Source organism: Streptomyces sp. NBC_01450 (assembly GCF_036227505.1).
Lineage (GTDB): Bacteria > Actinomycetota > Actinomycetes > Streptomycetales > Streptomycetaceae > Streptomyces.
On sequence record NZ_CP109480.1, the window covers coordinates 3,160,948 to 3,178,752 of the forward strand.

Annotated in this window: 11 protein-coding genes and 1 pseudogene; 2 read left to right on the plus strand and 10 right to left on the minus strand. The window is 71.5% G+C overall.

The genetic code is table 11. The features are described 5' to 3' along the window. Positions 1–22: 22 nt before the first annotated feature. The 5 genes from OG568_RS14280 to OG568_RS14300 are packed head-to-tail and all read right to left on the minus strand — an operon-like array spanning position 23 to position 9,127. Entirely contained in the window at positions 23–1,984 is a 1,962-nt protein-coding gene (locus tag OG568_RS14280; protein ID WP_329531811.1) for a hypothetical protein, read from the minus strand. Beyond that, positions 1,981–4,077: a glycosyltransferase family 4 protein gene (locus OG568_RS14285; protein ID WP_329531812.1), complete on the minus strand. Its 2,097-nt coding sequence runs from the start codon at positions 4,075–4,077 to the stop codon at positions 1,981–1,983. Before OG568_RS14285 ends, OG568_RS14280 begins: the two co-directional genes overlap by 4 nt. Beyond that, on the minus strand, positions 4,074–5,837 hold the full coding sequence (locus OG568_RS14290; RefSeq protein ID WP_329531813.1) for a stealth family protein: 1,764 nt from the start codon (positions 5,835–5,837) through the stop codon (positions 4,074–4,076). The genes OG568_RS14285 and OG568_RS14290 overlap by 4 nt, the downstream gene beginning before the upstream one ends. Then, the gene (locus OG568_RS14295; protein ID WP_329531814.1) at positions 5,834–7,447 is read right to left on the minus strand and encodes a sugar phosphotransferase; all 1,614 of its coding nucleotides are present in this window, start codon (positions 7,445–7,447) and stop codon (positions 5,834–5,836) included. Before OG568_RS14295 ends, OG568_RS14290 begins: the two co-directional genes overlap by 4 nt. A 15-nt stretch (positions 7,448–7,462) precedes the next feature. Beyond that, positions 7,463–9,127 carry a stealth family protein gene (locus OG568_RS14300; protein WP_329531815.1) on the minus strand — a complete coding sequence of 555 codons (1,665 nt, stop codon included), beginning with the start codon at positions 9,125–9,127 and terminating at the stop codon, positions 7,463–7,465. A gap of 448 nt (positions 9,128–9,575) precedes the next feature. On the opposite strand from OG568_RS14300, the gene OG568_RS14305 reads away from it, so the two are divergent. After that, complete coding sequence (locus tag OG568_RS14305) at positions 9,576–10,679, plus strand: LCP family protein (protein ID WP_329531816.1); 1,104 nt, start codon at positions 9,576–9,578, stop codon at positions 10,677–10,679. Positions 10,680–10,706: 27 nt separating this feature from the next. Here OG568_RS14305 and OG568_RS14310 read toward each other — a convergent pair. After that, positions 10,707–10,805: pseudogene (locus tag OG568_RS14310) on the minus strand (VOC family protein); the annotation flags it as partial. 13 nt (positions 10,806–10,818) lie between these two features. Then, positions 10,819–11,943, minus strand: coding sequence for a hypothetical protein (locus OG568_RS14315; RefSeq protein ID WP_329531818.1), 1,125 nt, complete (start codon positions 11,941–11,943; stop codon positions 10,819–10,821). 180 nt (positions 11,944–12,123) lie between these two features. Here OG568_RS14315 and OG568_RS14320 point away from each other — a divergent pair, with 180 nt between their 5' ends. After that, positions 12,124–12,498, plus strand: a complete 375-nt coding sequence (locus OG568_RS14320) for an NTP pyrophosphohydrolase (RefSeq protein ID WP_329531819.1) — start codon at positions 12,124–12,126, stop codon at positions 12,496–12,498. Between the two features lie 58 nt (positions 12,499–12,556). Here OG568_RS14320 and OG568_RS14325 read toward each other — a convergent pair whose 3' ends face one another. From OG568_RS14325 to dxs, 3 genes are all read right to left on the minus strand, one after another. Then, positions 12,557–14,023, minus strand: coding sequence for an ArnT family glycosyltransferase (locus OG568_RS14325; protein WP_329531820.1), 1,467 nt, complete (start codon positions 14,021–14,023; stop codon positions 12,557–12,559). Between the two features lie 103 nt (positions 14,024–14,126). Beyond that, positions 14,127–15,620 (minus strand): amino acid permease, encoded by a 1,494-nt coding sequence (locus OG568_RS14330; RefSeq protein ID WP_329531821.1) that lies wholly within the window; start codon positions 15,618–15,620, stop codon positions 14,127–14,129. 153 nt (positions 15,621–15,773) lie between these two features. Next, positions 15,774–17,705: a 1-deoxy-D-xylulose-5-phosphate synthase gene (dxs, locus tag OG568_RS14335; RefSeq protein WP_266586701.1), complete on the minus strand. Its 1,932-nt coding sequence runs from the start codon at positions 17,703–17,705 to the stop codon at positions 15,774–15,776. Positions 17,706–17,805 lie beyond the last annotated feature (100 nt).

A 17,805-nucleotide genomic window follows, 5' to 3' on the forward strand; every position in this document is an offset into this window, starting at 1 on the left:
ACTTTAATCCGGAGCCCGGCCGTCATCGCCAGGGGCCCAGGGGGCTGCCCGCGGCCGGTGACAGCTGGCGGCGGACGTGCAGGTGCCCGTCGGTGCCGATGACCGCCAGGACGACGGCACCCGCGGCGTCGCGTGCCATCGCGGGGGCGTGGGTGAACATGTCGCCCGACTCACGCCAGTGGGTGCCGGAGATGTCCTTGTCACGGTCGGGCAGCGACACGACGGGGCGGCCGCGGCTGCCCCGGTGGGCCAGGAAGGCTTCCCGGGCGCCGCGTTCGGGTGCCCACAGCGCGGCGACGGCGCCCGTACCGCCGTGGCCGCCGAGCCCGGCACCGGATCCGGGCCACCGGCCGTCGGCGTGTTGACGGTAGGCCATGACCTGCTGGGTGCCGGCCTCCCGGTAGTACAGACAGGTGCGGCCCGCGCCCGAGTCGACGGCGGTGATGCCGCCGGTCGCGGGGCGGCCGGTCTTGAGGGTGTCGTCGAGGGTGAAAGGGCCGCCGGGTTCGGGCTGGTACCAGCGCCATACGGTGTTCTTGCCGGGGACGTAGAGCTCCACCGTGCCGTGCTGGGTGGTCAGTGCCGTGCCCGCGTCCTGGACGAAGGAGCCGCCGAGGTTCTCCCAGGGGGTCCAGGCGCCCGTGGTGTCGCGGCGGCGCAGGCTGATGCCCTGGGCGAAGTCGCGCACGAACACGTGGAGTCGGCCCATGCCGTCGACGGCGGCGGACGGCACGCCCACCTCGCGCTGGCGGCGGCCGTCGCCGTGGGACCAGTCCGGGTTCTCCAGGGTCCGCCAGCCGCTGAAGCCGTTGCCGTCGGGGTCCTGCACGGTGTGCACGACGTCGACGGTGACCCCGCTGCCGACCACCGACTGACGGCGCAGGCCGACGAGTTCGGCGGGGCCGCCGGGCACGCCGGTGACGGCGAGGGTGGGGGCGAGCCAGCCGTCGCCGAGGACGAAGGGGCCCTTCCACTCGCCGCTCGCGGGGGCGGTCTCCGTCCAGAAGGCGAGGCGTCCGGCGAGCACCCCGAAGGCGTTCAGCCGGCCGTCGGGGCCCAGGCGCAGCCAGTCGGTCGTGGGCGAGTAGCGGTAGGCGGCGCTTCTCATGTGTGTGCTGCGGAAGGGGTTCGGCCCCAGCTGGCGGTCCCCGCAGCGCTCGCAGGTGCCGTGGGGGCAGGACTGCGGGGCGTCGAGGCCCGCGTAGGTGGCGAGGTACTCGGCCTTCTCCGAGACCGCCGCCGAGTCGAGGTTGTAGCCCCAGAAGCGGTTGGCGTAGGCGCGGTAGTGCTCGACGACCGGGGTGTGGCCCGCCTCGCGGTGCCGGGTGAGGGCGGCGAGCGCGAAGTGCGCGGTGGCGGTGTGGTCGACGTGGTCGGAGCAGACGTACTCCTCCTTGCCGCCGTCGTGTTCGGGGTCGGGGTCCATGGTCCGTACGACGGTGGGGCGGACGTGGGCCAGCAGCGCGGTGAGCGCGCCGACGACCTGTTCCCGGGTGACGTGCTGGACCTCGCCGACCGTGCAGCCGCGCGCCGGCAGCGTGGCCTGGGTGCGCAGGGCGCCCTCCCACAGCTCGTGGACGCGGGTACGGCCGCGGTCGGTGGGCGCGCCCTGGTGGAGTTGGAGGAAGTACAGGTACACGCCGTCCCGGTCGGCGAGCGTGAACCGCTCCGCGGCGAACCCGGGTACGAGGTCGACGGGTTCGCGCCGCCAGGGGCTGTCACGGTCGCCGGTCGCCATCCGGGCGTACGCGGAACGCAGTCCGCAGCCGCGCTCGGTGCTGTAGCCGGTGAAGTCCGGCGGGAGCGCGGCGTGTTCGGGGTCGTTGGTGTCGGCGTTGATCCCGTCGCCCTCGCCGGCGGTGAGGACGACCGTGGTGACGAGGTCGCCGTCCTGCAGGGATCTGACGAGGTCGGGGTTCATGAAGTACAGGTCGTCGTCCTGGTGGGCGACGATGTGCAGGAGGGAGCGAGTCGTCTGGTTCATCGGTCCACCACATTCATGGCCATGGCTCCGGAGGCGGAGCAGTAGGGCCGTACCCACACCGGGCGTGCCGGGTGGGCGACGGCGTACGGGGAGGGCTCGTCGCCGACGAGCGGGACGGACGGATAGGCGTAGGCGCCCTTGACGTCGGGGAAGTCCTCGAGGAGGTGGCAGACGCGGACCTTGCGGCGGTCGGCGGGGTTCGGCTGGAGCCACCAGTCCCAGTCCTCCCAGCGCGCGAGGCGCAGGTCCACGATCCGGCGGACGGGGACCTCGGCGCGGAACCCCTGGCGGCCCAGGGTCTCGACGGGCACGGTGAGGTTCCTCTCGTACCGGCCCCGGCGGCTGACCACGAAGAGGGCGCCGGGCTCGACCCTGCGCTCGCCGCACAGGACGCCCGCCAGGGTGATGCCGGTGTCGGTCACCTCGACCGAGGTGCACTCGACGTGCTCCTCGCGCAGTACGGTGCGCAGCATCAGCCGGCCGTTGGGCTGGGCGTAGGGGAGGTTCCAGCCGACGGAGCGGGTGGTCGGGCGGGCCATGAGGCGGGCGCGGGCGTCGATGAGTGCCCGGGTGTCGCGCAGGCCCGCCTTCATATGCACGACGGGCGACTTCGGGCTGTGCATGGTCACCTGCCAGCGTCCGTCGCCGAGTTCGTCGAGGGCGGACGGGGTGAGCGCGGCCGTGTAGCGGGTGGCGCCGTTGTCGAGTGTCCTGCGGACGGTGCGCAGCGGCAGGTCGGGGCGGCGGTCGTCGTCGGAGGGCTTGTGGCGCAGGACGAACTGCCAGCGCTGCCGCCCCTCGCCGGGGCCGTCGGCGGCGAACCGCAGCCAGCCCGCGTCGTCCGCCGTGACGTCCACGGTGGCGGCGCCGAGGGAGACCGGTGGCACCGTGACCTGGGCGGTGGCGGCTTCCTTGGGGCCCGCCGGTGCGCGGTAGCCGCGGACGGCGGCGGCCCGGCGGCGGGCGGCGTCCTCGAAGAGGTCGACGTAGCGGGCGGCGACGGCGGCGGGGTCGTAGCGGGCGGCGTTGCGCAGTGCGGCGGCGCCCATGTCGCGGCGGAGTGCCTCGTCGGCCATGAGGCGGCGCAGGCCCTGGGCGATCGCCTCGGTGTCGCCGTTCGGGACGAGGAAGCCGTCCTCGCCGTCGCGGAGGATCTCCCTGGGGCCCACCGGGCAGTCGGTGGAGACGACGGGCAGGCCGCAGCGCATGGCCTCGACGAGGGTCATGCCGAAGGATTCCGCGCTGGAGGTGACCGCCGCGATCGAGCCCTTGGCCCACTCGGACTCGATCGGTGAGAAGCCGCCCATCAGCAGGGCGCGGCCCGCGAGGCCCAGTTCCCGTACGAGGGTGCGCAGTGTGCCGGCCTCGCCGCCGTCGCCGTAGATGCGCAGCTGCCAGTCGGGGAACTCGTCGGCGAGCATGCCGAAGGCGCGGATGAGGAGGTCGTAGCGCTTGATGTGGTGCATGCGGCCGGCGCTGACGACGACCTTGTGCGCGCAGTCGGAGGGCGGTACGGCGGGCTGGGGGACGCTGTTGGGGATGCCCACCACGGGGATGCCGGGGATGGGGGTGTTCTCCAGGAACGACTGGGCGTCGGCCTCGGTGACGGTGGTGACGGCGTCGAGGCGCGGGTAGACGCGGGACATCTCGGCGCGTACGGCGGGCGGGATGGCCAGGTGGGTCATGTGCTCCTGGGCCACGCGCAGCGCGCCGTCGCGGGTGTGGGCCGCGACGAAGAGGTTGAGGCTGGGGCGGGTGCCGACGACGACGTCCGCTTCCGTCTTCTGCAGGTCGCGGATGATGCGCCCGTCGGTGAACCTGCTGTACTGCGCGTAGAACTCCTCCTGGCGCGGCACCACGTCGCTCGGTTCGTCGCTGCCGGCGGCGCCGCGGTCGGCGGAGCCGGGGCGCAGGTCGACGAGGGCGCGCACGGTGATCCGCGGCGAGATCTCGAACTTGGTGGTGGTCGCCCGCCGGAAGACGGAGACGATCTCCACGTCGTGTCGGACGGCGAGCGCCTCGGCGAGGTTGATGACCGTGCGGTTGGTACCCCCGATGCCGTAGATGTTGTTGATGAGGAAGGAGATCTTCACCGGATCTCGGGTTCCTTCCGCTCGAAGGGGCTGGGCACGGGGTAGTACGCGTCGAGGAATCGTCTGAGCATCGCTGTCTGGCGTTCGGTGTCCTGGCCGTCGGAGAGCGTGTCGTTGATGCAGAACGCCTGCCGGTCGCGGCGGGCCAGCAGGATGCCCAGGCGCCGCTGGATCTCGGGTTTCGCCAGGTCGAGGTAGGCGAAGCCGATGGTCGAGGGCACGGCCCGGCCGGTGAAGTAGGCGTAGTAGTGGTAGAGCGAGGACGGGATGGAGATGTCGGTGGCGCTGCGGAAGCGGCTGAGCGAGGTCTGCCGGTGGGCCCCGGCGAACTCGCGCTCGATCTCCTGGAGGACGCTGCGCCGCAGCGCGTAGGGCGCGTGCCTCAGCTTCTGGACGATGGCCGAGCCGAAGTTGTCCAGGATGAGGCGTCGGTTGTTCTTGCCCGCGGCGTCGACCGGGCGGTCGCCCTGGGTGAGGTCCCAGCGGGGCACCTGGGACGGCGAGAAGAACGTACGGGTCATGCCGTTGGAGAGGAAGAAGTCCTGGGGGGTGACGGGGCAGCCCAGGAACATGTCGTCGTTGAAGTAGAGGAAGTGCTCGGACAGGCCCTCGATGTGGTGCAGCCGGCTCTCGATGGCGTGCGAGTTGAAGGTGGGCAGCGCGGTCGGGTCGTCGAAGATCTCGGAGTGGTCGACGACGGTGACGCGCGGGTGGCGGTCGTTGAGCCAGACCGGACGCTGACGGTCCGTCACCACGTAGACGTGGCGCACCCAGGGGGCGTTCTGCTCCAGCGCGCGCAGTGAGTAGCGCAGTTCGTCGCGGCTGATGTAGCGGGCCGCGTTCGCGGACTCGGTGTGGTAGCCGGCGTGTCCGAACGCGGCGCGCCGGTGCTGCCAGGCGGGGTCGTTGCCGTCCACCCAGGTGTAGACGACGTCGATCGGGAAGCGCACGTCCTCGGGGAGCGCGTCGGCGCACGGCCGGATGGTGCGCACCGAGCGGGTGCGGCGGGTGTGCAGGGCGGCGAAGCTCGTGAGCCGGCTGACCGGGATGGTGACCCGGGGCTCGTCGAGGGCGACGTCCTCGGTGACCCGGTTGGGGCGGGGGGCCACCAGGCGCCCTTCGCTCGGCTGCCAGAACTCGATGTCGCAGCCGTACTCCAGGCCGAGGACCAGGGAGCTCGCCGGGTCGCTCCACACCATGCCGACGCGCAGCACCCGCGACGCGTGGGTGACGTGCCGGCCGCGCCGGGAGCCGCACAGTGCGGTGCGGCCCGTCGCCTTGTCGCCGTGGCAGGCGCTCACATAGACGGGTCCGGTGCCGGCGGAGCGGTCCAGGGCCCGGCGGACCCGGTCGCGGTCGGCCTCGGCGACGGCGAGGCTGGAGCGGAAGTCGGAGTTCCCGCGGATCGCGAAGTAGTCGACGCCCGCCTCCTCCAGCAGGGTCGCCACCAGTTCGAGGTTCGCCTCGCGCAGCCCGAGCGGCGACACCGTGGGGCGTACGAGGGCGATCTGCGCGCCCTGGCCGGGGAGCACCGCGAGCCGCTCGCCCTCGCCGAACAGGTGCGGCCAGCGGCGGCGGGCCCGCAGGCCGCGGAAGAACCGGGCCCCCAGGGTGACGGACTGGAGCCGGCGCAGCAGCTGCTTGAGCGCCATGCGCAGCCGCATCGGCACGCGCCGCGCGATCCGGCGTCTGAGGCCCGTGGGGACCAGGGTGCGGTACACCCCGACCGCGGCGGATGCCTCGGGGTTGCCAATGCTCACGAATGCGTGTCCGGGTCTTCGGGTTCCCCGTGCTCGAAGGCGGAGGCGACGGGGAAGTAGCGGCGGAGGAAGTGGTGGACGGCCTCGGTGCCGCCCCTGCGGTGCGCTTCTTCGGAGCCCAGGCCGAAGAGGTGGACCTGCTGGGTGTCCCGGCGGACGAGGAGTCGCTCCAGACGGTTCTCGATCCCGGGCAGGGCCGCGTGCAGCAGCACGGATGCCTCGCCGGAGGGGTCGGCGAGCCCGGCGACGTACCCGAAGTGGTGGACGAGCCCGTCCATGGGGTGGGTGCCGGGGACGGCGGGCAGCCGCTGTCCGTCGGTGAGTTCCGGCAGGGTGGCGCCGGCCGCCGCGAGCCGGGCGAGGGTTTCCCGGCGGTAGGGCTGGGGGCCCGCGGTGTAGCCGTGCGCGGTGACGCGGCCGGTGGCCGTGTAGGCGGCGCGGGTCCAGGGGGCGAAGGACTCCTCGGCGTTCCAGGGGCCGCGCCGCGGGCGGGTCGCGCCGTGCGGGGTGAAGTAGTCGAAGGGGCGGACCGGGCGGCCGATCAGGGCGCCCGGGCGCAGCAGCAGGAAGTTGTCCGCGAGGTCGGGCAGTTGGTGCAGGCCCCGTTCGGCGCCAGGCGCCGCGCGGACGATGTCGAGCCGGTCGTCGGCGCGCAGCCAGTCCGGTACCGGTGCCTCGGCGAGCACGTGGACGACGTCGACCCAGGGCGCGTATTGGTGCAGCGAGCGCAGCGCGGCGCGCAGCAGTTCCTCGCCCCAGGGGGTGGGGTGCTGCCACAGGAGGACCGCGTCGACGGGGAAGGTGATCTCTTCCAGCCGGGGGATGTCGAAGTTCTCCAGCGTGATCGTCGGGTCCATGTCGCCGTCGATGTCGCAGTAGCCGGAGAGCCGGTCGAGTCCGATCTCGATGCCGAGCGCGTCGCTCGGGACGGTGCGCTGGACCCGGTTGGGGCGTGGTCCGACCAGCCGCTCCTGGGGCAGATCGGTGTTGACGCTCCAGAACTCGATCTCGATGCCCTGGTCCTCACCGACCCACAGGTTCTCGGTGGGCTCGGTGCGCAGCCAGGTGAGGCGGATCACCTTGGCCTTGCCGAAGTGTTTCCAGGCCTTCAGATGGCTGGCCGGGACGGTCTCGGTGTCGCTCTTCGCGGGGGACACCGAGACGACGTATCCGGTGTGCTCCTCCATCAGCGCGCGCAGGGCACGGCGTACGGCGCCCTTGTCCCGCTGCTCCACGGCCAGGCAGATCCGGCGGTCGTCGAGCGCGGGCACGGCGAACCACGGGATGTCGGCGGCGTCCAGCGCGAAGGTGACCAGGTCGTGGTCGAGGCGGCGGGCGAGGTCGATCGTCAGGCCGGTGTGGATGTGGCCCACCCGCCCGTCGGGGGCGGTGGTCCGGCGCTCGGAGTGCCCGAACTCCGCCTTGCGCACCTTGCGCAGGGCGCGTCGGTGCAGTCGTGCCTCGCGGCGGCTGAGGGTCCGGGCGAGCCCGCGCTTGACCTTGCGACGGACGCGCAGGGGGACGGTGCCCGCCGCGGCGGAGCGCAGTGGCTGGGGAACGAGTCGCTTGTAGACGTGGGCCGCGGAGCTCATCGACGTCGGGTCGGACACGTCATGAACTCCGTTTCATCGCTCGTGGGGACCGGAAGGGTCGGGGCTGATCTCGTGGGGACTGGGGGTGGGGAAGTAGGCGTTGAGGAATCCGTCCAGCAGTTCCTGCTGGGCCTCGATGTCCTCCGGTGTGGAGAAGGCGTCGTTGAGACAGAACGTGTCCTGGTCCCTGCCGTCGAGCAGTCGTTGCAGCCGGTCGGCCAGATCGGGCACGGCCAGCTGCAGATAGGTGAAGGGCATGGAGCCCGGCTGGCCCCGCCCGGTGAGCGCCGCGTAGTAGAGCGCGAAGGACGAGGTCGGTGAGAGGTCCGTCATCGCCCGGAAGCGGCTCGCGGAGGTCCGCGCCCAGGCCTCGGGGAAGTCCCGTTCGGCCTCTTCCATGGCGCTGCGGCGCAGGGCGTACGGGATGTGTTCCATGGGCTGGGTGATCACCCTGCCGAAACGTTTCTTCAGTAGCGCACGGTTGTTCTTGCAGGCCGCGTCGACCGGGGTGTCGGTCGCGGCGACCGGCCCCTGCGGGATGCGGTTGCGGGAGGGGAAGTAACGCGCGGTGCCGCTCGGGGTGAAGAAGGCGTGCGGCGCCACCGGGCGGCCCATGAACATGTCGTCGTTGAAGTACAGGAAGTGCTCGGCGAGCCCCTCGATGTGGTGGAGCTGGCTCTCGATCGAGTGCGAGTTGAAGGTCGGCAGGTCCGCGGGGTCACGGAAGATCTCGCGATGGCTGGCGATGCGCAGACCCGGCAGATCCTCGCGCAGCCAGTCCGGGACCTGGTCGTCGGTGACGATGTACACGTTGCGGATCCAGGGCGCGAACAGGTGCAGCGAGCGCACCGAGTAGCGCAGTTCGTCACGACTGATGAAGCGCGCGTCGCTCGCCGACTCCGCGTGGTAGACCTCGCCCTTGGCCTGCGCCTTGCGCTGCTTCCAGGCGGGATCGTTGCCGTCCACCCAGGTGTAGACGGCGTCGACGGGGAAGGCGATGTCGTCGGCGCAGTTCACCAGGAACTCGGGCCGGGTGGCGAGCGGCGGCGCGAGGCGGCGCTCGGTCCAGTCCGACACGAACCGGCTGAACAGCCGGGCGGCGCCCATGACGTTCACACCGTCGGCGGCGACGGCCCAGGTGACGCGGTTGGCGCGGGGCGCCACGAGATGGGCGCCCTGCCGCTGCCAGAACTCGATCGCACAGCCGTACTCGTGCCCGAGCAGCAGATGGCGGCCGGGATCGGTGCGCGACCAGCTGACCTGGAGGACGCGCGCGGTGGCGACCTCACGCCAGGCCTTCGGGTCGCGCGAGGAGACGGGGCCGGCCTGGCGGGGCTTGTCGGGATCGGTGACGCTCAGGTGTCCCGGGTACTGGCTCAGGCCGCGGAACAGCACACCGAGCACCCGCTCGCGGTCCTCCTCGGCGACGGCGACGACGGTGCCGTGGTCGGAGGTGCCGCGCACCGCGAAGCACCCGACGCCGGCCGAGGCGAGCAGCGCGGTGAGGGCGGAACGGTTCGCCTCGCGGGCGGACAGCGGGGTCAGGCCGGGCTCGACGTAGACGTCGCCCCGTTCGGGGTCGGCCGCGGTGTGCCCCGGCCGGGCGGAGGCCCGCTCGGCGGTACCGGTGCGAGCCCCCGAGGCACCGCCAAAGTCACCCACCGCCCGATGGACGGCGGGGTCGGAAACGGTCGTCACACCCGCTGCCCCTCATGGGCAGACGCATGCAGCGGCACAGCCACCCTCCTCATTCCTCGCCCTGGCCGAAAACCGACGGCGAGCACACTTACGGTCGCCCGCCCTCGTGCCCCCCGGCTCGAATCCGCGACCGCGTCCACACCGTCAACGCTGACGGTGTCGTTCACACCAAAGTTTTAACCTTCACAGGTCTGGCACATCATCACTAGGTGAATCATCAACTGTCAACAGTGATCACAAATGACAGAAAACACACAGCTGTCCATTGGTGGGGTGAACCTCCGGTAACGCCCTCATGAATCGACCGCCACCGAGCTTGTTCGAAAGTCGGTCTATAGTTCAGCCACATCGCGGCACGTGAGCCGCTTCGGGCCCGGCCTCTCCCCCCACTCGTGCCCTCCCCCGTTCGATTTTCGGCACCGAGCCGGCAGCGAGAGGACACCGCGGAATGACGCACGCCCAGACGGAGACGGAGTCGGGCCCCCGCAAATCGAGGCGCGCACCGTCGAAGCGCGACGGCAAGCCGCCGCGGCGCCGCCGGGTGTGGCGCTGGATCGCCCTGGGCCTCGCGGTCGTCCTGCTCGGGGCGGGCGGAACGGTCTGGTGGATGTACGAAAGCCTCAACTCGAACCTCTCCGACGTCGACATCGACAAGGCGCTCGGGGACGACCGCCCCGAGAAGCAGCCGACCAGTGGCCAGAATCTGCTGGTGCTCGGCTCGGACTCCCGGTCCGGCGCCAACGCCGCCCTCAACACCGGGAACGTGAGCGGCGCACGCTCCGACACCGCGCTGGTGGTGCACATACCCGAGGGCCGCACGCGCGCGACCGCGGTGAGCATCCCCCGCGACACGCTCGTCACCCGGCCCGCCTGCACCACCGCCTCCGGCAAGGAACTGCCCGCGGCGAAGCGCGTGATGTTCAACTCCGTCTACTCACTGGGCGGTCCGAGCTGTGTGGTGAAGACCGTCGAGTCCATCTCGGGCATCCGCATGGACCACTACATGGAGATCGACTTCGCCGGGTTCAAGGACCTCGTGGACGCCCTCGGCGGGGTGACGATCAAGCTCGACGAGGCGATCAAGGACTCCAAGACCGGCCTCGACCTGACCGCGGGCACCCACCACCTCGACGGGACCGACTCCCTCAGACTCGTCCGCACCCGCTACGGCTACGGCGACGGCAGCGACCTCGGCCGTATCGGTCTCCAGCAGAAGTTCATGCTCGCCGTGCTCGCCGAGGTCAAGCGCCAGGACGTGCTGGGCAGCCCGACGAAGCTGTACGACATCGCCAGCTCCGCCACCAAGGCGCTGACCACCGACTCCGCTCTGGGCTCTCTCACCAAGCTCGCCAAGTACGGCGGCAGCCTCAAGGCCATCGACCCCGGCAACATGGAAACGATCATGCTGCCCGTCCAGTACGACACCCAGGACCCCAACCGGGTCGTCGCCGCCCAGCCTCAGGCCGGCCGGCTCTGGAAGGCCCTGCGCGAGGACACGACCATCCCCGAGTCGGCGAAGAAGTCACCCGCGACGGGCGGCACCAAGTCCTGACGGACGTCATGGGGGCCCGCATCGGCCGGTGGCCGACGGGGCTCCCGCCGACCTGAACAGGGCGAACTCCGCGCCCCCGCACCGGTACAGCAGCCCGCCTTGCCGTTCCTCTGCGGGCTCGGTTCCGGGGCCTCCGCCGTCAGACGCGGACGGACGGGGCCATCGTCAGGCCCCCGTCGGCGTTCTGCCGCGCGACGTACAGCGCACCGTCCGCGCCGATCATCCCGAGCACGACACGTCCGTACACGTCGAGGGCCGCCGCCGGTGCGCCCACGCACCGCTCGCCGGTGGGTGACCACCACAGCCCGCCCTGCTCGTTCTCCGTGCCGCAGGCGGCGAGCATGACCTGGCCGTCGAGGTCGCGATGGGCCAGCACCGTGCAGTCGTAGCCGTCGAGGACCGCGCGGAGCGCCACGACGGGTTCCCCGGCCGGCGCGCCGCCCAGCGGGATCACCCAACTCCCCGGCCGGTGCGCGACGATCCCCCCGGTGGCCGGGTCGGTCCAGTAGTACGTCGCCCGGTCGGGCCCGGTCGCCAGCGCGACGGCGCTGCCGGGAGCCACCACGAGCGGGATGTTCGGGGCCTGCCGGAAGTCCCCGCCGGGCTCCTCCTGGACCCAGCGCATGACACAGCCGTCACCCCCGGCCATCGCCTCCACGCGACCGGAGGGATGGGCCACCGCGGCCACCGGCTCCTGTACCCGGCTGCCCTTGAGGTCGGTCCAGGGGCCCCATTTGCCGCCCGGCAGTTCCCGGCGCAGCATCACACCGCCCCCGGCGTTGCGCACGAAGACGTGCACGGTGCCGTCCGCGCTCACCGCCCCGGACGGGACGCCGAGCCGCGCCGCCTTGTCCCGGTCCTTGTGCGGGTTGCCGAGCGAACGCCACTCCGTGACGGGGCGGTCGGTCTGGTACTGGATGGCGTGGACGATGTCGACGGCGGGCGGTCCGTCTCCCTTGCGGACCTCGCGCCGGCCGAGGAAGTGGACGTAGCCGTCGGCCCCCTGGGCCACGGACACCCGTGTCAGATCGGCCGCCGGGAAGACGTCGGGGCCCGTCCACCGCGAGCCGCCCCGCCGCGCCTCGGTCCAGCGCAGCAGCCCCGCGCGGCCGTGGGCGTACGCGCTGAGTCTGCCGTCCTTGCCGAGGACCAGCCAGGGGCCGCCGACGGCGGTGTCCGCCATGTGCCGCCCGGATTCCCCGGGTGCGCCGACGTCGGCCTTCGCTCTGCCCCGGACGGCGGCGCGCCCGGATCTGGTCCGCATGACGTGACCTGCCCCTTCTCATGACGCTCGGCGCGGCTCCCCTGCCGCCTCCGCGTGCGGGCACGCGGGAGGCCGAGCGCGCCCCATCATAGGATGAACGTTTCTTCAAGCTCGCGTGACGGCCGTTCAAACGGATGTCCAAACAGATGTCCGGACCGCTGCTCATGCGACGCTGGCCGGATGACCGACCAGCCTCTGCTCGTGATCATCGACGCCGCCAACGTCGTCGGCTCCGTCCCCGACGGCTGGTGGCGCGACCGCCGGGGTGCCGCCGAGCGGCTGCGGGACCGGCTCGCCCGGGACAAACTGCCCGGGCACGAGGGTCCGGTGGAGCTGGTCCTCGTGGTGGAGGGCGCGGCCAAGGGTGTGGAGTCCGTCCCCGGTGTACGGGTCGTGGAGGCACCCGGCAGCGGCGACGACCGCATCGTCGAGGTGGTGGCCGAGGCGGGTGACCGGCCCGTACTGGTCGTCACGGCGGACCGTGAACTGCGGCGCAGGGTGACCGGGTCGGGCGCGGAGGTGGCGGGCCCGCGGACGGTTCGGGGACCGTCCTGAGCGGGCGCGCGACCGGTGGGCCGCGGTGGGTGAGCGAGCGCCGCGCGCGGCTCCGGGGTCAGTCCGGCGGCCCCGTGCGGGTGTACAGCACCGCCCCGTCCACCGTGCCCGCCTCCTCGTACCCCGCGTCCAGCAGCCGGCGCAGCGAGCGGACCCGGTCGGGGGCGTACGGCTTGCCGCGGGAGTCGTCGACGACGAGGGCCGGGGGATGGGCCGTCAGTTCCGCGCGGAACACCGGCCAGGTGCCCTCGACGGCGTACTTCTCGCCGACCTGGGGACCGTCGCGGCCGCCGCTGTAGTTGGTGAGGAGCCCGGCGGTCAGATAGCGGCTGGCAGGGGTCCGGTGCGCCAGCCAGTACGTCTCCGGGTGTATGCCCCAGACCAGGACGCGGTCCCCTGGATCCGTACGGTGGTCCAGGGCGGCGGCGAGGCGCTGGGCGTGCCCGAGTTCGGGGCGTGGCACGAGCAGACCCCAGGCCAGGAACAGCGTGCAGCAGCAGACCGAGGTGAGGACGGCGGTCACCAGGCGGTCGCGGGGCAGGATCTGCAGCGCGGCCGTCGCCAGCAGGGCGACGGCCGGGATGAGTTGCAGGTAGTAGTGACCGAAGAAGTGGAAGCCGACCAGCACCGCCACCGCCGACGAGCCGAGCCACAGCCAGAGTTCGGCCGCGCCGGTGCGGGCCACGCGCAGCGCCCGCAGGACCGGCGGGATCAGGCCCGCGCAGGCCGCCGCGAGGATCCCCGTGTTGGTCAACCCCCGTGACAGGACATGGAGTTCGGAACCCGTGAAGGAGGCGTAGGAGCCCGAACCGGTGACCGTCCAGAACAGGAACCCCGCCGGGGAGGTGAGCAGCGCCGCGCCGAGGACCGGGACGACCAGACCAACTGCCAGCCGCAGCAGGGCTCTTCGGGGTGCCATCGCCTGTCGCCACAGCATCCAGAGCACCGGCACGAGCACCGCTCCGCCGGTCTGCTTGGTCAGGAGGGAGCAGGCCACGGCGACCCCCGCGGCGACCCAACGACGCCGGTCGGCACACCACATCGCGGCCGTCGTGCAGGGCAGTATGAAGATCTCGAAGGTCGCCGCCTGCGCGTCCTCGGGGTTGAGCCCGATCGAGACCAGCACGTACAGCACCCCGGCCGTGCGCCCGGCCCGATCGCCCCAGCGGCGCCGGGCCAGCGAGGCCAGCAGCACGGCGGTCGACAGCTGGGCCACGATCGCGAGGACGCGTACCGACGTCAGCGAACCGGAGCCGAACACCGCGAACGCCGCCTCGTACAGCCACGGCACGAGCGGCGGCTTGCGGTCCACGACGGTCTCGTACAGCTTTCCCCCGTCCGCCAGTATCCGCGCCTGTACGGCGAGATAGCCCTCGTCGGGGTTCCACAGCGGCCCTACGAAGGAGGGAGCCCGGGTGAGACAGACCAGCGCCCCGAGGACGGGCAGCAGCCGTCTCCAGTAGCCGGGGCCCGACACCCGTGACGCGACTACGGAGCGTGGTGTTTCCAGGAGCCCGGCGAGCATACGGTGCACGCTATCCGGCCCCGCGGTCTCCACCGAAGCGGGACATACGGGGCCGGAGCATCAATACGGGACGATCACCGGGCGCTGGGGCGCGGCGGCGGCATCAGCGGGCGCCGGTCGCCTCCTCGTGCCGTTCGAGACGGCTGTGCGAGCGGCCGTACAGGAAGTAGACGACGAAGCCGATCACCATCCAGACCGCGAACCGCAGCCACGTCTCGGCGGGCAGGTTGAGCATCAGCCAGAGCGAGGCGAGGACGGAGAGGATCGGGACGAGCGGGACGAGCGGGGTGCGGAAGGAACGAGGCAGGTCGGGGCGGGTGTGGCGGAGGATGACGACGCCGATCGCGACGACGACGAAGGCGAAGAGCGTGCCGATGTTGACCAGTTCGGCCAGTTCGCTGAGGCTGGTGAAACCCGCCAGGATCGCGATGATCACGCCGAGCAGGATGGTCGGCCGGTGCGGGGTGCGGAACCTCGGGTGGACCCGGGAGAAGAACCGCGGCAGCAGCCCGTCGCGGCTCATCGCGAAGAAGACTCGGGTCTGGCCGAGCAGCAGGATCATGCAGACCGTGGTCAGACCGACGGCGGCGCCGAAGCTGATGACGCCCGCGTACCAGGGGTGCCCGGTCGCCTTGAAGGCGTCGGCGAGCGGCGCGTCGATGGACAGCCGGTCGTACCTCTGCATGCCCGTGACGACGATCGACACGGCCACGTAGAGCGCGGTGCAGATGAAGAGCGAGCCCAGGATGCCGCGCGGCATGTCCCGCTGCGGGTTCTTGGTCTCCTCGGCGGCCGTCGCCACCACGTCGAAGCCGATGAAGGCGAAGAAGACGACGGAGGCGGCGGTGAAGATGCCCATCACGCCGAAGTTGGTGGGCGTGTAGCCGAACATGAGCTGGACGAGGGGGGCTTGGAGGTTGCTGCCCGCCGTCTGCGCCTGTGCCTTGGGGATGAAGGGCTCGTAGTTGTCGCCCACGATGAAGAAGGCACCCGCGATGATCACGATCAGCACGACGGTGACCTTGATGGCGACGACTACCGAGGTGACACGGGCGGAGAGCTTCACACCGATGACCAGGATGGCGGTGAGCACCAGCACCAGCGCCGCGGCGAGGATGTCGAAGCCGAACCCGGCGGTCCCCTCCCGCCCGCTGAGATAGTCCGGCAGATGCCAGCCCGCGTTGTCCAGGAGCGAGCGCACGTACCCCGACCAGCCGACGGCCACCACCGCCGTACCGAGCGCGAACTCCAGCACCAGGTCCCAGCCGATGATCCAGGCGGGCAGCTCACCGAGCGAGGCGTACGCGAAGGTGTACGCGGATCCCGCCACCGGGACCGTGGACGCGAACTCCGCGTAGCACAGCGCCGCGAGGGCGCAGACGACACCCGCGGCGACGAACGCCAGCGAGACCGCGGGGCCCGCGTTCTCCTTGGCGACCTTGCCGGTGAGGACGAAGATGCCGGTACCGATGATGACACCGACGCCGAAGACGGTGAGATCCAGAGCCGACAGCGACTTCTTGAGTGCGTGCTCCGGCTCCTCAGTGTCCAAGATCGACTGCTCGACCTTCTTCGTCCTGAAGAGGGTGCTGCTCACGGGCCTACCTCCACGCTTGGTGTCCTCGACATGATCGAGGGGGCGTGTACCGCGCATGCCCCGAGGCGGTCGGGTTCACGCAAATGGGCCGGTTTCGCCACCCGTGCGGGGTGCCGGAACCGGCCCAATGGACCTGCGTTCGATCGAGGTACGTCAGTCGCGCGCGGGCTCCACCGAGTCCACCGCCTGCGCGGCGGCCCCCGGGAAGCGGCCGTCGAGCTTGGAGACGAGACCGGTGACCTGGCGGGCGATGTCCGGTGCGGTCAGGCCGATCTCCGCCATGACCTCGGCGCGGGAGGCGTGGTCGAGGAAGCGCGGCGGGATGCCGAAGTCACGCAGCGGGACGTCGACGCCCGCGTCACGCAGGGCCTGCGCGATCGCCGAGCCGACTCCGCCGACACGGGAGTTGTCCTCGACGGTGACGACCACGCGGTGCTGCTCGGCGAGCGGGGCCATGGCCTCGTCGACCGGCTTGACCCAGCGCGGGTCGACGACGGTCGTGGAGATGCCCTGCTGGTCGAGGAGGCCGGCGATCTCCAGGCACATCGGCGCGAGGGCGCCTACGGAGACGAGGAGTACGTCGGGCGCGTCGGTGCCCGGCTCGCGCAGCACGTCCATGCCGCCGATGCGGCCCACCGCGGGCACCGCCGGACCGACCGCGCCCTTGGAGAAGCGGACCACGGTCGGCGCGTCGGTCACGTCGACGGCCTCGCGCAGCTGGGCGCGGACCTGGTCGGCGTCACGCGGCGCGGCGAGCCTGAGACCCGGCACGACCTGAAGGATCGACATGTCCCACATGCCGTTGTGCGAGGCGCCGTCGGTCCCGGTGACGCCCGCACGGTCGAGCACGAAGGTCACACCGCACTTGTGCAGCGCCACGTCCATCAGGACCTGGTCGAAGGCGCGGTTGAGGAAGGTCGCGTAGACGGCGAAGACGGGGTGCAGTCCGCCGGTCGCCAGGCCCGCCGCCGACACGGCGCCGTGCTGCTCCGCGATGCCGACGTCGTACACCCGTTTGGGGAAGGCCTTGGCGAACTTCTCGAGGCCGACCGGCTGGAGCATCGCGGCCGTGATGGCCACGACGTCCTTGCGCTCCTGGCCGAGCCTGACCATCTCCTCGCCGAAGACGGAGGTCCAGTCGGCACCGGAGGAGGCGATCGACAGGCCCGTGTCCGGGTGGATCTTGCCTACGGAGTGGAAGCGGTCCGCCTCGTCCTGCAGGGCGGGCTGGTAGCCGCGGCCCTTCTCGGTGAGGCAGTGCACGATGACCGGGCCGCCGAAGCGCTTGGCGCGGGCGAGCGCCGACTCCAGGGCCTCGATGTCGTGGCCGTCGATCGGGCCGACGTACTTCAGGCCCAGGTCCTCGAACATGCCCTGTGGAGCGATGAAGTCCTTGAGGCCCTTCTTGGCGCCGTGCAGGGTCTCGTAGAGCGGCTTGCCGACGACCGGAGTGCGCTCCAGGAGGTCCTTCCCCCGGGCGAGGAAGCGCTCGTAGCCGTCCGTGGTACGCAGGGTCGCCAGGTGGTTCGCGAGGCCGCCGATGGTGGGGGCGTAGGAACGCTCGTTGTCGTTGACGACGATGACCAGCTGACGGTCCTTGGCCTCCGCGATGTTGTTGAGCGCCTCCCAGGCCATGCCGCCGGTGAGAGCGCCGTCACCGATGACGGCGACCACGTGGTCGCTCTTGCCCAGCACCTCGTTGGCCTTCGCCAGGCCGTCGGCCCAGCCGAGGACCGTGGAGGCGTGCGAGTTCTCGATCACGTCGTGCTCGGACTCGGCCCGCGAGGGGTAGCCGGACAGGCCGCCCTTCATCTTCAGCTTCGAGAAGTCCTGACGGCCGGTGAGCAGCTTGTGGACGTAGGACTGGTGGCCGGTGTCCCACAGCACCCTGTCCTTGGGCGACTCGAAGACACGGTGGAGCGCGATGGTGAGCTCCACGACACCGAGATTCGGGCCGAGGTGGCCGCCGGTCTTGGAGACCTCGTCGACGAGAAAGGTCCTGATCTCCTCGGCCAGCTGGTCCAGCTGCTCCAGGCTGAGCCGGTCCAGATCGCGCGGTCCCCTGATGCGGGTCAGCAGCGGCACCCGTGCCTCCTTGCAGTAGAGCTGTTCGAGCTTTGCCGGGCCTGTCGAGTCTAATGTTCCGCCCGGACATGACTGTGCCCGGCACCGCCATTGGCGCCGG

Coding starts and splice junctions, on each gene's coding strand:
- OG568_RS14280 (WP_329531811.1), bottom strand. CDS start 1,984: ATGAACCAGACGACTCGCTCCCTCCTGCACATCGTCGCCCACCAGGAC.
- OG568_RS14305 (WP_329531816.1), top strand. CDS start 9,576: ATGACGCACGCCCAGACGGAGACGGAGTCGGGCCCCCGCAAATCGAGG.
- OG568_RS14315 (WP_329531818.1), bottom strand. CDS start 11,943: ATGCGGACCAGATCCGGGCGCGCCGCCGTCCGGGGCAGAGCGAAGGCC.
- OG568_RS14320 (WP_329531819.1), top strand. CDS start 12,124: ATGACCGACCAGCCTCTGCTCGTGATCATCGACGCCGCCAACGTCGTC.
- OG568_RS14325 (WP_329531820.1), bottom strand. CDS start 14,023: ATGCTCGCCGGGCTCCTGGAAACACCACGCTCCGTAGTCGCGTCACGG.